This window comes from Pseudomonas sp. ANT_J28 (genome assembly GCF_008370005.1).
Taxonomy (GTDB): domain Bacteria; phylum Pseudomonadota; class Gammaproteobacteria; order Pseudomonadales; family Pseudomonadaceae; genus Aquipseudomonas; species Aquipseudomonas frigoris.
Genome location: NZ_VOBM01000012.1, coordinates 16,149 through 30,408, shown reverse-complemented (window position 1 = coordinate 30,408; position 14,260 = coordinate 16,149). Strand labels below are relative to the sequence as shown.

At 60.8% G+C, this 14,260-nt stretch carries 11 protein-coding genes and 1 pseudogene; 5 read left to right on the top strand and 7 right to left on the bottom strand.

Features of this window, described 5'->3' with window-relative positions; all coding sequences use genetic code 11:
• Window positions 1-35 precede the first annotated feature (35 nt).
• Together FQ187_RS10730 and FQ187_RS10725 are read left to right on the top strand one after the other, a co-directional pair.
• Complete coding sequence (locus FQ187_RS10730) at window positions 36-380, top strand: DUF4810 domain-containing protein (RefSeq protein ID WP_371925536.1); 345 nt, start codon at window positions 36-38, stop codon at window positions 378-380.
• Complete coding sequence (locus FQ187_RS10725; protein ID WP_149629437.1) at window positions 377-1,036, top strand: DUF799 domain-containing protein; 660 nt, start codon at window positions 377-379, stop codon at window positions 1,034-1,036. Before FQ187_RS10730 ends, FQ187_RS10725 begins: the two co-directional genes overlap by 4 nt.
• A gap of 40 nt (window positions 1,037-1,076) precedes the next feature.
• On the opposite strand, the pseudogene FQ187_RS10720 reads toward FQ187_RS10725, so the two are convergent.
• The 7 genes and pseudogenes from FQ187_RS10720 to FQ187_RS10690 all read right to left on the bottom strand — a co-directional run.
• Window positions 1,077-1,484, bottom strand: a pseudogene (locus FQ187_RS10720) (flavin reductase family protein); the annotation flags it as partial.
• A gap of 60 nt (window positions 1,485-1,544) precedes the next feature.
• Window positions 1,545-3,032 carry an amidohydrolase family protein gene (locus tag FQ187_RS10715; RefSeq protein ID WP_149629436.1) on the bottom strand — a complete coding sequence of 496 codons (1,488 nt, stop codon included), beginning with the start codon at window positions 3,030-3,032 and terminating at the stop codon, window positions 1,545-1,547.
• Window positions 3,029-4,225, bottom strand: a complete 1,197-nt coding sequence (locus FQ187_RS10710) for an amidohydrolase family protein (protein ID WP_149629435.1) — start codon at window positions 4,223-4,225, stop codon at window positions 3,029-3,031. Before FQ187_RS10710 ends, FQ187_RS10715 begins: the two co-directional genes overlap by 4 nt.
• Window positions 4,226-4,397: 172 nt before the next feature.
• The gene (locus FQ187_RS10705) at window positions 4,398-5,450 is read right to left on the bottom strand and encodes an extracellular solute-binding protein (RefSeq protein ID WP_149629434.1); all 1,053 of its coding nucleotides are present in this window, start codon (window positions 5,448-5,450) and stop codon (window positions 4,398-4,400) included.
• Window positions 5,451-5,486: 36 nt separating this feature from the next.
• Window positions 5,487-6,275, bottom strand: a complete 789-nt coding sequence (locus FQ187_RS10700; protein WP_046048507.1) for an ABC transporter permease — start codon at window positions 6,273-6,275, stop codon at window positions 5,487-5,489.
• Window positions 6,272-7,189, bottom strand: coding sequence for an ABC transporter permease (locus tag FQ187_RS10695; protein WP_149629433.1), 918 nt, complete (start codon window positions 7,187-7,189; stop codon window positions 6,272-6,274). Before FQ187_RS10695 ends, FQ187_RS10700 begins: the two co-directional genes overlap by 4 nt.
• 1 nt (window position 7,190) lies before the next feature.
• On the bottom strand, window positions 7,191-8,276 hold the full coding sequence (locus FQ187_RS10690; protein ID WP_149629432.1) for an ABC transporter ATP-binding protein: 1,086 nt from the start codon (window positions 8,274-8,276) through the stop codon (window positions 7,191-7,193).
• A 140-nt stretch (window positions 8,277-8,416) separates the two neighbouring features.
• Here FQ187_RS10690 and FQ187_RS10685 point away from each other — a divergent pair, with 140 nt between their 5' ends.
• The 3 genes from FQ187_RS10685 (at window position 8,417) to uvrA (ending at window position 14,257) form a co-directional block, all read left to right on the top strand.
• Window positions 8,417-9,106 (top strand): GntR family transcriptional regulator, encoded by a 690-nt coding sequence (locus FQ187_RS10685; RefSeq protein WP_149629431.1) that lies wholly within the window; start codon window positions 8,417-8,419, stop codon window positions 9,104-9,106.
• A 337-nt stretch (window positions 9,107-9,443) separates the two neighbouring features.
• On the top strand, window positions 9,444-11,555 hold the full coding sequence (locus tag FQ187_RS10675) for a PAS domain-containing sensor histidine kinase (RefSeq protein ID WP_149629430.1): 2,112 nt from the start codon (window positions 9,444-9,446) through the stop codon (window positions 11,553-11,555).
• Window positions 11,556-11,638: 83 nt separating this feature from the next.
• Window positions 11,639-14,257 carry an excinuclease ABC subunit UvrA gene (gene uvrA / locus FQ187_RS10670; protein WP_149629429.1) on the top strand — a complete coding sequence of 873 codons (2,619 nt, stop codon included), beginning with the start codon at window positions 11,639-11,641 and terminating at the stop codon, window positions 14,255-14,257.
• The last annotated feature ends 3 nt before the right edge of the window (window positions 14,258-14,260 follow it).

Below are 14,260 nucleotides of genomic sequence, written 5' to 3'. Positions count from 1 at the left end.
CAAGCATGTTCAAGATTTATGCGAAATGGGCGCTGATGGCGTCGACCGTGCTGGTCAGTGGCCTGTTGGCCGGCTGCAACAGCGGCCCGAAAACCCTTTACCAGTGGGAAAGCTACCAGCCGGAAGTCTACGAGTACTTCAAGGGTGAAGAGCCCAAGGAAGCTCAGGCCGAAGCCCTGGAGCGCGACCTGCAGAAAATCAGGTCCACCGGCAAGACGCCGCCGCCTGGCTACCACGCTCATTTGGGGCTGTTGTACCTGAGCATGGGCAAGGACGATCAGATGGTGCAGCAATTCAGAACCGAGAAGACGTTGTTCCCCGAGTCGACGCCGTACATGGACTTTCTGCTTAAAAACGCCAAGACCGGAGACACCCAATGATCGCGCGCTCATTGAAACTGATGGCCGGGCTACTGGCTCTGGCGGTACTCGGCGGTTGCGTCAGTCCCAAGACCGTGGACTATTCGGCATACAAGCAAAGTCGTCCGAAAACCATTCTGGTGCTGCCGCCGCTCAACAACTCGCCGGACGTCAAGGCGTCCTACAGCCTGTTGTCGCAGGTCACGTACCCTTTGGCTGAAGCCGGTTACTACGTGCTGCCGATCGCCCTGGTCGATGAGACGTTCCGCCAGAATGGCTTGACCACCCCGGCGGATATCCATCAGGCACCGGCCAACAAACTGCAAGAAATCTTCGGTGCCGATGCTGCGCTGTACATCACTGTGACGGACTACGGCACTCGCTACATGATCATCAGCAGCGAAACCGTGGTTACGGCTAGCGCGAAACTGGTGGACCTCAAGAGCGGCGCCACCCTGTGGACCGGCTCGGCTCGGGCTTCGAGCGAGGAGGGCGGTAATAACGGTGGCGGTGGTTTGATTGGCATGCTGATTACGGCTGCGGTCAAGCAAGTGATCAACAACTCCACCGATGCCGGTCACCCGATTGCCGGTGTGACCAGTGCACGGCTGCTGTCGGCAGGACAACCGGCGGGGTTGCTGTACGGGCCGCGTTCGCCGAAATACGGCACTGACTGAACCCTCTGTGCAGGATCGTTCCCACGCGGAGTGGGAACGATCATTTACCCAAAGGCCAAAACCGCTCCCCACCCCCCGGCGCCTCCGTCCACGCCTGCAACGACCGTGTCGGCAAATCAAAATAATCGCGCGTGCGCGCATACCCATGCCCACCCATCCGGCCAATCGCATCGAGCCCGAGCTGATCGATATACAAGGTTTTCGGGTCGATCAATTCATCCCGCACATGGGCCATCAACACTTCGCCAAAGATAATCTCCCGTGACTGCCCGATGGACAGCGCCATCATCCGCCGACATTCCAATGCCACCGGGGCTTCGCCAATTCGTGGACATTTGACCGTGGTCCCGGGAATGGCAGTGAGGCCGGCGGCCGTCAGTTCGTCGAAACCGGGGGCGAACGGCACGGCGCAGACGTTCATGGCTTCCACCAGGGCATCGCTGACGATCTAGTATTTGTCTCGCGGGCTCAATTGGCTGAAGTCGAAGCTTTGCATGGGCAGAATTCTCTAAAGAAGTGGATCAATCGTGCTCAGCGGCGCGTGTGCGCTGTAGTCGTCAGCGAACGGGATGGCCGGTTTGAACAGGCCTTTCCAGTCCGGTTGGCCGAAGGCCCGGTCGCTGTGGCTGCGCATCAGTTTTTCGAATTGTTGTTGGGCCTGGCGTTGCAGGGCGGGGTAGTCGACGCCTTGAACCTGACCGTCCTGCATCACGCAGCGGCCGTCGATGTAGCTGGCGATGCAGTCGTCACCGCGCCCGGCCAATACCAGGTTTTTCAGTGGGTCGAACAGCGGCCCCAAATGCAGGCCGCGAAGGCTGAACACCGTGATGTCGGCCTTGGCGCCCGGTGCCAAACGGCCCAGATCATCGCGACCCAGGGCCTTGGCGCCGCCGAGGGTGGCAGCGTTGTACAAATCCAGGGTGCTGGTGAGCAAGTTCCCGCCCTCCATCAATCGCGCGATGTTGAGACCCTGGCGCATGTTTTCCAGCAAATCCGCCGGCCAGGTGTCGGTGCCCAAGGCGAAGTTGATGCCCTTGGCCCGATAGCGACCGAAAGAGTTCAGTGCCTCACCATCACGGGCAAACACCACCGGGCAATGCACCAGACTCGCGCCGCCATCCACCACGCGTTGCAGATCGTCATCGCCTGAGGTGTAGATGCCGTGTGGCAGCAGACTGCGCGGGGTCAGCAGGTCCAGTTGCTGCAACCAGCCCAGCGGCGAAGTACCGCGCAGCTGCTCGACCATCGCCACCTCACCGAGCCCCTGGCAACAATGCAAACGCATCGGCGCGTTCAGCTCCAGGCTGAGCGCGGCGGTGCGTTGCAGCAGGGCCGGGGTGCAGGTCTGGATGCGATCCGGCACCAGCGCGCCGCGAATCAAACCCTCGTGCGCGCCGTCGAAATCATGGAAAAACCGAGCAGCCGAGTCGAGCCCGGCCATGCCTCGCGCTTCATCCCAGTGATGCCCGAGGCTTCCATCGGCACGCCAGTAACTCATGCCGCTCATGTAGCAGGGGCCGAGGTAAGTCCGCAGCCCCAACTCGGCCGCCACATCGGCCACCTTAGAAAACTCGTCGTAGGTTTCGGCCCACTCGCGGTAATACATCGAGGTGATCGGCATGGCGGTGGTGATGCCGTTGCGGATCAACTGAGTGAAGGCGTAGCGGTATTTGAAAACTTCTTCATCAAGGCTGTAACTCTCCTGCGGACCGCTCGCCAGGTAGTCCTCGGACCACATCCGGCCCATGTCGCGTTTATCGCCGTTGTCCAGCGTCAGCACCGTCGAATCAAGATCCCCGAGCGCATCCAGATCGATGAAGCCCGGGCCGATCAACGCGTTGCCGTAATCGATCCACTGATCCACCGGCCCCGGATAATCGCGCCCGACAAACACGATGCGCGAACCTTCGAACACCACTTCGCCGTCGCGCCACAGCACATGCTGGGTGCCGTCGAACCCGACCACGCAACTGGCTTTCAATCCAATCCTTTTCACAAGCGACTTTCCAGCAGTCGGCCACCTGAGGCGATCAACTCACCGCCGCGATAAACCTGCCGCGCCGGACGCGACACCACCGCCTCACCCAGCGTCTGCACCGGCATCAGCAAAAAGTTCGCCGGTTGCCCGATCTCCACCCCATAACCTTCACAACCCAACGCCCGGGCGCCATTCACCGTGGCTGCTTCAAACGCCGCCGTCAGTTCATCGTCCTTGTTCAAATCGAAACGAAAGGCCAGCAGCATCGCCCGTTCGAGCATGTCGCCATTGCCCATGGGCGACCAGGCATCGCGAATGCCATCCGAACCCAGGCACACGTTCACCCCGGTCTCACGCAAGGCGAGGAACGGCGGCACCGCGCAATCCGCGGGTGCCGAACTCATCAGGGAGATTCCCAAGGCCGCCAAACGCTCCGCCACTGGTTTGACCTGGCTCCACGGCAACATCCCAAGGCAGTAGGCGTGGCTGATCATCACCCGACCCTGACGCCCGAAGCGTTCGGTGTAGTCGGCGATCAGTGCGATCTGCCACAGGCCCAGTTCTCCCTTGTCATGCAAATGAATATCGACGCCACGCTCGAATTCGCTGGCCAGTTTGAACACAAAGTCGAGCTGCGCGATGGGGTCGTTGTCGATGCCGCAGGGGTCGAGGCCGCCGACGTTCTCCACGCCCAGAGCCATGGCTTCGCGCATTAGTTCGGCGGTGCCGGGGCGGCTGATCAGGCCGGTTTGGGGGAACACCGCCAGTTGCAGGTCGATCAGGTCGCGGTAACTTTCGCGCAGCTGTTGCATGGCCTCGACATGGCGCAGGCCGAATTCCGGGTCGATGTCGACGTGACAACGCATCATCAGCGAGCCACGGGCGATGCAGTTTTCCAGCAGGGCGCCAGCGCGTTGAGCGATGGGCGCGTTGACTTCACGCAGCACGCGGCGCTCGTTGGCGATGTAGTCCTTGAGCGTCGGGCCGGCGCTGTTCGGACGCCAGGGTTGGCCCCAGAGGGTTTTGTCGAGGTGGACGTGGCTTTCAACCAGGGCAGGGGTGAGGAGCTGGTTTTGGCCGTCGATGTCGGTGGTGGTGAGGGCAGCGGTCGATGCCGGGCGGCGTTGCTTGAACAGGCCGTTTTCGATCAGCAGGTCTTCGGCGGTTGAACCGTAGGGCCGCACATTGCGCAGCCAGCGGGGTTGGGTCATATCGAACCTCAAATTTTGTGGTGTTTGGGCGGGCCTCATCGTCGGAACGCCGCCCGGAGCAAGCTCGCTCCCACAGTGGTTTTGTGTTGAACATGAAATGTGTGAACAACCCAATACCCTGTGGGAGCCGAGCTTGCTCGCGATGGCCGCGACTCGGTCTCAAGTCAGCCGATCAACCCTTGAGCTTCGACCAGATCCGGTCCTGCAACTCCCGCGCCTTGTTGCTGCACTCTTTCTCCGGGCGCAGGCGCGAGGCGAACTCGTCGGGCATGTTGATCGCGTCCATCACTCGCCATTTGGCGTCGATCAGTTTGTCGCTCTGGATGCCGTTGTCGTAGGCGATGGCGTTGGACACGGCCGCGGCGTTTTCCGGCTTCATCATCCAGTCGATAAAGATCTTCGCGTTGCCAGGGTGCGGGGCGCTTTTCGGTACGGCGAAGTTGTCCTGGAACATCGCCAGGCCTTCGCGGGGGTACACGTACTTGATGGTGCTTTTTTGCAATGTGGCCCGGGCGGTGGAGCCGTTCCAGTTCTGCATCATGATCACTTCACCGGAGGCCATGCGGTCGACGGTGTTGTCCGAGCTGTACATCTTCAAGTGCGGTTTCTGTTTTTGCAGCAGCTCCAGAATGCGCTTGGCGTCCTGTGGGTTTTCGCTGCATTCGTCGACGTTCAGGTAATGGCTGGCGGCGTTGATCACACTGCTGGAGGTGTCGAGGGCGGCGAGTTGGCCTTCGAGTTCCTTGCGCGGTTCGAAGAACTCTTTCCAGGAGTCATCGAGTTTGCCGCCGGGCACCCGCGCGCTGTCATAGGAAAACCCGGTGGTGCCCCACAGGTACGGGGCGGAGAACTTGCGGCCCGGGTCGAAACTCGGGTCGCGGAACGCCGGTTTGACGTACTGGAAGTTGGACAAGGTCGACGCATCGATTTTCAGCAGCAGGTCCTGGTTGATCAACGTGCGCATGATCGACTGCGACGGCACGATCACGTCGTACGCCGCGCCGCCGGCCTGCAACTTGGCCAGCAGGGTTTCGTTGCTGTCGTAGCCGTCCATGGTGACCTTGATCCCGGTCTCCTTTTCGAACTTGGCCAGCAATTCAACCGGGTAGTAGTCGGTCCAGTTATAGAAGAACAGTTCCTTGGGTTCGGCGGCCTGGGCGGTGAAAACGCTGAAGCAACTGAGGGCCAGACCGGCGACGCCGTAACGCATGCTTTTCAATATCATTGTTTTACGCTCCGAAAGTACCGCGAAGGAAAGGGCTCATTGGTTTTTGCCGCGCTGTCCCAGCCAGAAGGCCAGCACCACCAGCACGATGGAAATCACCAGCATCAGGGTCGAAATCGCGTTGATCTCCGGCGTGACACCGGATTTGATCGCCGAGAAGATGTACACCGGCAACGTCGTCGAACCGGGTCCGGCGACGAAGAAGGTCATGATGAAATCGTCGAGGCTGACCACGAACGCCAGCACCGAACCGGACAGCACTGCCGGCCACAGCAGCGGCAACGTCACCCGACGAAACACCTGCCACGGGTTGGCGTACAAATCGTTCGCCGCCTCCAGCAAGCTCTTGTCGAGGTCATTGAGCCGCGCACGGATCGGCAGGTAGGCGAAAGGAATGCAGAAGCCGATGTGCGCAACAATCACCGTCAGCAAACCGAGCTTGATCCCCAGCGCCATGAACAGCAGCAGAGTGGCCACGGCGGTGACGATCTCCGGCAGGATCAGCGGCAGGTTGATCCCGCCCTCGACCATCTTCTGTCCATAGAACGGCCGGTACGTCGCCAACGCCGCGAGCAACGCAATCGCCGTGGCACAGACCGTGGCGATGCCGGCGACGATGATCGAGTTCAGCGCCGCCGTCTGAATCGACGGGTTGGCCAGAATCCGCCCGTACCAGGCGAACGAGAACTCGGTCCACACCGTCGCCGAACGGTTGGCGTTGAAGCTGTAGGCGATCAGCACGAAGATCGGCACGTACAGATAGGCCAGGATCAACAGGCTGACTTCCCGGGTCAGGGGCAGTTTTTTCAGGTGCAGGGCGATCATTCGGTGGCTCCCCGATGCAGGGTTTTAGCGGTGCTGCGGCTATAAAGGGCGTAAAGCACCAGGGACAGCAGCAGAATCCCCAGCAGCAGGAACGACAGCGAACTGCCCAGCGGCCAGTTACGCGCGGTGCCGAACTGTTGCTGGATCAGGTTGCCGATCATCAGTGTCTTGCCGCCGCCGAGAATCGCCGGGGTGATGAAGGCACCGAGACTCGGCACAAACACCAGCAGCGCGCCGGCAATCACGCCGGGCATCGACAGCGGCAGGATGATCCGCCGCAACGCACGCAAGCGATTGGCGCCGAGGTCGTAAGCCGCTTCCACCAGACGCCAGTCGAGTTTTTCCAGGGTCGAGTAGATCGGCAAAATCATGAACGGCAGGAAGCTGTAGACCAGCCCGACGCTGACCGCGAAGTCGTTGTAGAGCAGGGTGATGCCGCCCGCCTGGGGGAACAGCGCATTAATGCTTTGGGCGACCCAGCCGTGTTCGCGCAGGATGATCAGCCAGGCGTAGTTGCGGATCAGCAGGTTGGTCCAGAACGGAATGGTGATCAGCAACACCATGAGGTTGCGCCGACGCGGTGTCAGGCTCGACATCCACAAGGCCACCGGGAAGCCAAACAGAAAACACAGCAACGTGGTGCCGCCGGCCTGGAACACTGAGCGCAACAGCGCCTGGGCGTAGACCCAGTTCAGTTCCAGTTCACCGTCGAAACCTTCCTGGAAAAACAGTTGCACGTAGCTTTGCAATTGCCAGTTGGCCTGCCAGTCGACGCCGCCATACACGTTGCGCGGCAACAGGCTGATGTAGCCCATGATGCCGAGCGGAATGGCGATCAGCGCCAGCAAAGTCAGAACCACGGGGCTGAGTAACAGCGCACGGTTAAGGGCGGGAGAAGTGCTGCTGACGCTCATCTCAGGCCTCCATCAACAGACAGGCGTGGGGCGGCAGGTTGACCGCGACGCGATCGCCGACCATCCGGCCACGGTTCAGGCCTTCGTTGTTCTCGCGCAGCATGACCTTGATGTCGTTGTTCAACCGGCACTGGTAAAGGGTTGCGGTGCCGACATACAACACCGCTTCAATCACCCCGCGCAGGTGATGCGGTTGCGCCGGGTCGACCAATTGCGAGCGTTCCGGGCGGAACGCCAGTTGCACTTTGGCACCGTCGAAACCTTGAGCCGGGCAAGGGATTTCCACCGGCATGCCGCTCGGTACGAACAGTTTTTCGTTTTGCTGGCCGCGCTTGAGGTGGCCAGGGAGGAAGTTGATGTCGCCGATGAATTGAGCAACGAAGCGGTGCTGCGGCCGTTCGTAGATATCGTTCGGCGTGCCGATTTGCAGGATCTTGCCGGCGGACATCACGGCGATTCGGTCGGACAGGGTCAGCGCTTCTTCCTGATCGTGGGTGACGAAAATGAAGGTGATCCCGGCTTCCTTCTGTACGCGCTTGAGTTCGACCTGCATTTCCTTGCGCAGCTTCAAGTCCAGCGCTGACAGCGGTTCGTCGAGCAACAGCACTTTGGGTTTCGGCGCCAGAGCCCGGGCCAGGGCCACGCGCTGCTGTTGGCCACCGGACAACTCGGCCGGTTTGCGCTGGGCCAGGTGTTGCATTTGCACCAGCACCAGCATCTCATCGACCCGTCGCGGGATGAGCTTACGATCAAGACCCTGCATCTCGAGGCCAAAGGCGATATTCTGCGCGACACTCATGTGTGGAAACAGCGCGTAGCTCTGGAATACGGTGTTGACCCGGCGCTTGAACGGTGGCAAATCATTGACCGGTTCGCCTGCCAGACGGATCTCGCCGTCACTGACGTGTTCGAAGCCGGCGATGGTGCGCAGCAGGGTGGTCTTGCCGCAGCCGGAAGGGCCGAGCAGGGTGAAGAATTCGTTGTCGGCGATGTCGACTGAAACGTTGTCGAGGGCTGGAGCCAGCCCCGGATCGTCGGAATACCGCTTGGAGACGTTGCGCACTTCAATCGCTGCTGGATGACTCATATTGGTGCATTCCTCTAATTATTGTATGCAATATCTGGATGCAATCTAGAAATAACCGGATTAATCTGCTCGTGCAACCCCCTTTTTCGAAGGCTGCTCATCGCCTGGGGCCGGTTGTTTAGCGCTAAAGGAGTGTTCAGATGACCGAGAAAAAACTCGAGACCACGGTCGACCGCGTCTACCAAGGGGTTTACGAGGCGATCAGCAAACGTTCATTGCGTCCCGGCATGAAGCTCGGCGAAACGTCATTGGCCGAACTTTTTAATGTCAGCCGGACGTCGGTTCGTGCCGCGCTCAAGCAGTTGGAGGCCGATGGCTTGGTCACTACCGAGCCCAACAAAGGGGCGTCGGTGTCGTTGCCCAGTGATGAGGAGATCCGCTCGCTGTTTGAAACGAGGCGCCTGATCGAGATCGGCATCGTCACTGAGCTCTGTCGTCGTCGTGATACTGCCGTGACCCAGGACCTGCGTGATCACCTGTTACTGGAGGATGAAGCGCACCGCAGCGGCGACCACGAACGGTTGATTCATTTGCTTGGCGAGTTCCACATCAAACTCGCGCAAAGCCTGAACAACCCAGTGTTGCTGGACTGGTTCCGCAAGCTGATTTCCCGCGCCTCGCTGTACGCCGCCGCGCTGGATGACGACAGTCACGAAGCTTGCCGCGACGACGAACACCTGCGGCTGATCGAGTACATCGAAGCCGGCAACCAGAGCGCCGCGATCGAACTGACCTGCATGCATTTGAATGGCATCGAGAAGGCCATTCTCGACGTCGCCGCCACGTTGAAAACCGGCTACCACCCACTCAAGCACCTGATCGAGGTTTAGTCGCGAGATCCGTAGCAGCTGCCGAGCTGCGCGAGGCTGCGTTCGGCTGCGAAGCAGTCGTGAAATCAAACACCTCGGTGTGTCAGGACAAACTCGCATGCAGGGTTTACGACTGCTTCGCAGCCGAACGCAGCCGAACGCAGCCTCGCAGGCTCGGCAGCTGCTACAAGGTTCGTCCGCAGGCAAACTCCCTCGCCACAAAAGCCTGGATGAGGTGAATCAGCTAACCTCTATGAAACCATTGGTGACCGCGATGCTCGAAACAAACGGGCACGCACCGTCCTAATACCGTTGCGATCCCTTAAGCCAGACCTCTACAGGGATACAGAGTCAGTCGATGCAGTTTCTAGACGATTGCCATGGGTGTGCAGGCTGGAACGGTGAAATGGCCGGGCGCATCCGCGCGTTCGATTGGAGCCTGACTGAGCTTGGGAACATGGAGACCTGGCCCAGAAGCCTGTGCAGCGCGGTGCAGTTGATGCTCGCGTCCCCACTGCCGATGGTGATGCTGTGGGGCCGACCGGGTTACATGATCTATAACGATGCGTACTCGAAGTTCGCCGGTGGCCGCCATCCTTACCTGTTGGGCTCCCCGGTGGAACTGGGCTGGCCGGAAGTCGCCGACTTCAATCGGCATGTGGTCGATACCTGCCTGGCCGGCGGCACCTTGTCCTATCGCAATAAAGAGCTTGTGCTTTTGAGGGACGGCATTCCCGAAGACGTTTGGCTGGACCTCTATTACAGCCCGGTGGCGGATGATGACGGGAAACCGGCCGGGGTCATGGCGATGGTGGTCGAGACCACCGAGCATGTGATTTCCGAACGCCGCCGTCAGGCCGCCGAGGACGCCTATCACGCCGACAACGAACGGGTGCGCCTGGCACTCAATGCCGGGGCTTTGCTCGGCTCGTTCGTGTGGGACATCACGGGCAATGCGCTCTCCGGTGACGAGCGTTTCGCCCGCACCTTTTCCTACCCGCCGGAGCAAAACCTGGCCGATCTGCCAACGGACATCGCCGAAGCACGGATCCATCCCGATGACCGCAGCTGGGTGCAGGAGCAGATCAATCAATCAGTGAAAACCGGCGAACCCTTTAACGCCGAGTATCGGGTCCTGCGTCCGGATGGCAGTTATCTGTGGGTGCAGGCGAGTGGTGGCTGCGAGTTCAATGAGCAAGGTGAACCGTTCCGTTTCCCCGGGGTGTTGATCGACATCCACGAACGCAAGACCGCCGAAGAATCCCTGCTCAAGTTCACCCGCAATCTGGAACAGCGCGTTGCCGACGAAGTCGAAGCGCGGCTGGCCGCTGAAGAACAACTGCGGCAATCGCAGAAACTCGAAGCCATCGGCGGTCTCACCGGCGGCGTGGCCCATGACTTCAACAACCTTTTGCAGGTGATCGCCGGCAACCTGCATTTGTTGGCGCGGCATGAACCGGACAACGCCAATGTGCAGCGCCGGGTCAGCGCTTCGATTGCCGCGGTCGAACGTGGCGCCAAACTGTCTTCGCAATTGCTCGCGTTCGCCCGTCGTCAACCCTTGTCGCCAGCGGTCTGCGATCTGCGGCAGGTCTTCGATGGAGTCGGGGAATTGTTGCAGCGAGCGCTGGGGGAAACTATCCAGATCAATGTCAGCGCGGCCAAAGCCCTTTGGTACATCTACGTGGACCGCAATCAACTGGAAAACGCCATCCTCAATCTGGCGATCAATGCCCGGGACGCCATGAAAGGCGAGGGGACCATTGACCTGAGCGCTGAGAACATCGCCCTTGATAGCAAGTTTTGTGCAGGCAAGGGCATCGTTGCCGGCGACTATGTCTGTGTAGCGGTGGCTGACAGGGGTGTCGGCATGTCGCCGCAGGTGCTCGCGCAGGCTTTCGAACCGTTTTTTACCACCAAGGCCGATGGTCAGGGCACGGGGCTAGGCCTGAGCATGGTGTTCGGTTTCGTCAAGCAGAGTGGCGGCCATATCGAGATTTCCAGCGTGGTCGGGCAGGGCACTCGGGTGCAGCTGTATTTCCCTCGCAGCCTGCGCCCGATGCTCAACGAAACGACACGTCATGACCCGCACCAGCCAGGCGGACACGAAACCATTCTGGTGGTTGAGGACAACGAGGCGGTGCGCAGCACTGCGGTGGAATTACTCAGCGAAGAAGGCTATCAAGTCCTGACGGCTGCCAACGGCGACGCCGCCATGCAGATGTTGCTGGATGGCGCGGCGGTGGACCTGATTTTCACCGACGTGGTCATGCCCGGCCTGATCAAAAGCTCGGACCTGGCCGCCTGGGCCAAGGTGCAGACGCCGCCGGTGGCCGTGCTGTTCACCTCGGGCCACACCCGTGACATTATTTCGCGCAATCACCAACTCAGCCCCGACACCTATCTGCTGAGCAAACCCTACGGTCCCGAGGCGCTCACACAGATGGTTCGCACCGTCCTCAACGGCTGACCCGATTCGATCGTTCCCACAGAGTGGGAACGATCGACCCCGTAGGAGCCGCATTTCTTTGAACCTTCCAATCAAGGCTGCTCATGACATCCAATCCCCCCTCAGGCATGGTCAGGGTGCGCGGCGCCCGGGAACACAATCTGAAAAACGTCGATGTCGACATCCCCCGGAATGCTCTGGTGGTGTTCACTGGCGTGTCCGGCTCGGGGAAATCGTCGCTGGCATTCTCGACCCTCTACGCCGAAGCGCAACGCCGCTATTTCGAATCCGTGGCGCCTTATGCGCGGCGCCTGATCGATCAGGTCGGTGTGCCGGACGTCGACTCCATCGAAGACTTGCCGCCCGCGGTGGCGCTTCAGCAACAACGAGGTACGCCGAGCACGCGCTCTTCGGTGGGCAGCGTGACGACGTTGTCGAGCCTGATCCGCATGCTGTACTCCCGGGCCGGCAGTTATCCGCCGGGGCAACCGATGCTCTATGCGGAAGATTTTTCGCCCAACACGCCTCAGGGCGCGTGCCCCGAATGTCATGGGTTGGGGCGGGTGTATGAAGTCACCGAAGCGTTGATGGTGCCGGACCCGAGCCTGACCATTCGCCAGCGCGCGGTCGCCTCCTGGCCTACCGCCTGGCAGGGACAGAACCTGCGCGACATCCTGGTGACGATGGGGTACGACGTCGACAAACCCTGGCGTGACCTGCCAAAAAAGCAGCGCGACTGGATTCTCTTCACCGAAGAAACACCCACGGTACCGGTGTATGCCGGGCTCACCCCCGAAGAAACCAGAGTCGCGCTCAAACGCAACATGGAACCGAGTTACCAGGGTACGTTCACCGGCGCCCGGCGCTACATCCTGCACACCTTCAGCCATTCCCAAAGCGCGTTGATGAAGAAGCGCGTCGCGCAATTCATGCTCGGCAGCCCGTGCCCGTTGTGCGACGGCAAACGGCTCAAGCGCGAGGCGTTGTCGGTGACCTTTGCCGGTTACGACATCGGCGAGTTGTCGCAGATGCCTTTGCTGCAAGTGGCCGAAGTCTTGAAACCAGTGGCCGCTCACAGCTACCTCGAACAGACCGAGGCGGCGGGTGAGGTATTGACGCACGACCAGACCCGCGAAGCCCGCGAGCAACGTGTGGCCCACGGTGCCAGTGGTCACGCCAACGCGCCGGATGTACGCCACACACCGAACCTGTCAGTGGAGAAACGCCTGGCCGCGCAGCGGATCGCACAGGATTTGCTGGAACGGGTCAGCACGTTGACCGATCTGGGGCTCGGTTACCTGGCGCTGGAACGCAGCACGCCGACGCTGTCGTCCGGTGAGTTGCAGCGTCTGCGTCTGGCGACGCAATTGGGTTCGCAGTTGTTCGGCGTGATCTACGTGCTGGATGAACCGTCGGCCGGTTTGCACCCGGCGGATGGCGAAGCATTGTTCGAAGCGCTGCAACGCCTGAAGGCCGCTGGCAACACCTTGTTCGTGGTCGAGCATGACCTGGAAACCATGCGCCGCGCCGACTGGCTGATCGACGTGGGCCCGGCGGCCGGCGAGCATGGCGGCCAAGTCCTGTACAGCGGACCGCCGCCAGGGTTGGCGCAGGTGACGAACTCGCAGACGCGCGCTTATCTGTTCGCCGAGCAGGTCACTCAGCCCCAAGCCAGCCGTAAGGCGAACGATTGGCTACGGCTGGAAGGCATCACTCGCAATAACCTGAACAACCTCAGCGTCGAGTTTCCGCTGGGCTGTTTTACCGCGGTGACCGGCGTCTCCGGTTCCGGTAAATCAAGCCTGGTCAGTCAGGCGTTGCTGGAACTGGTGGGCGCGCATCTCGGGCGCGCGGCAAGTGACAGCGAACCCGAAGCGTTGAGCCTGGAGGATGACGCGCCGCAAGTCAGCGGCGGTCAGGTCTCGGCGGGGCTGGAGTCGATCAAGCGCCTGGTGCAAGTCGATCAGAAACCCATCGGCCGCACACCGCGCTCGAACCTGGCGACCTACACCGGTCTCTTCGACAACGTGCGCAAATTGTATGCCGCCACACCCGAGGCTCAGGCCGAGGGCTACGACGCCGGTCAGTTTTCCTTCAACGTCGCCAAGGGCCGTTGCCCGACGTGCGAAGGTGAGGGCTTTGTCAGCGTCGAATTGCTGTTCATGCCCAGCGTCTATGCACCGTGCTCGACCTGCCACGGCGCGCGCTACAACCCCGAGACGCTGGCAATCATCTGGCAAGGGTTGAACATCGCCCAGGTGTTGCAACTGACGGTGGACGAGGCGGTCACGGTGTTTGCCGAGCAACCGGGTATTCGCCGCTCGCTGGAGGTGCTGCGCGATATCGGCCTGGGTTACCTGCGCCTCGGTCAGCCGGCGACCGAACTGTCGGGTGGTGAAGCCCAACGGATCAAACTGGCCACCGAGCTGCAACGCAACCAGCGTGGGGCAACGTTGTATGTGCTCGACGAGCCCACCACGGGTTTGCACCCAAGGGATGTCGATCGCTTGCTCGAACAGTTGAATAATCTAGTGACGGCGGGGCATACGGTGATCGTCGTCGAACATGAAATGCGCGTGGTGGCGCAGAGTGACTGGGTGATCGACATCGGCCCCGGGGCGGGGGATCAGGGCGGGAAGATTGTCGTCAGCGGTACGCCGCAGAAAGTCGCCAAGAGTAAAAAGAGCCGGACGGCACCGTTTTTGGCCAGAACCCTCCGCTGATCG

Excerpts from the sequence above, each read along its gene's own strand:
- FQ187_RS10690 (WP_149629432.1), bottom strand. The coding sequence starts at position 8,276 with ATGAGTCATCCAGCAGCGATTGAAGTGCGCAACGTCTCCAAGCGGTAT.
- FQ187_RS10705 (WP_149629434.1), bottom strand. The coding sequence starts at position 5,450 with ATGATATTGAAAAGCATGCGTTACGGCGTCGCCGGTCTGGCCCTCAGT.
- FQ187_RS10675 (WP_149629430.1), top strand. The coding sequence starts at position 9,444 with ATGCAGTTTCTAGACGATTGCCATGGGTGTGCAGGCTGGAACGGTGAA.
- FQ187_RS10710 (WP_149629435.1), bottom strand. The coding sequence starts at position 4,225 with ATGACCCAACCCCGCTGGCTGCGCAATGTGCGGCCCTACGGTTCAACC.
- FQ187_RS10725 (WP_149629437.1), top strand. The coding sequence starts at position 377 with ATGATCGCGCGCTCATTGAAACTGATGGCCGGGCTACTGGCTCTGGCG.
- FQ187_RS10685 (WP_149629431.1), top strand. The coding sequence starts at position 8,417 with ATGACCGAGAAAAAACTCGAGACCACGGTCGACCGCGTCTACCAAGGG.
- FQ187_RS10730 (WP_371925536.1), top strand. The coding sequence starts at position 36 with ATGGCGTCGACCGTGCTGGTCAGTGGCCTGTTGGCCGGCTGCAACAGC.
- uvrA (WP_149629429.1), top strand. The coding sequence starts at position 11,639 with ATGACATCCAATCCCCCCTCAGGCATGGTCAGGGTGCGCGGCGCCCGG.
- FQ187_RS10695 (WP_149629433.1), bottom strand. The coding sequence starts at position 7,189 with ATGAGCGTCAGCAGCACTTCTCCCGCCCTTAACCGTGCGCTGTTACTC.
- FQ187_RS10700 (WP_046048507.1), bottom strand. The coding sequence starts at position 6,275 with ATGATCGCCCTGCACCTGAAAAAACTGCCCCTGACCCGGGAAGTCAGC.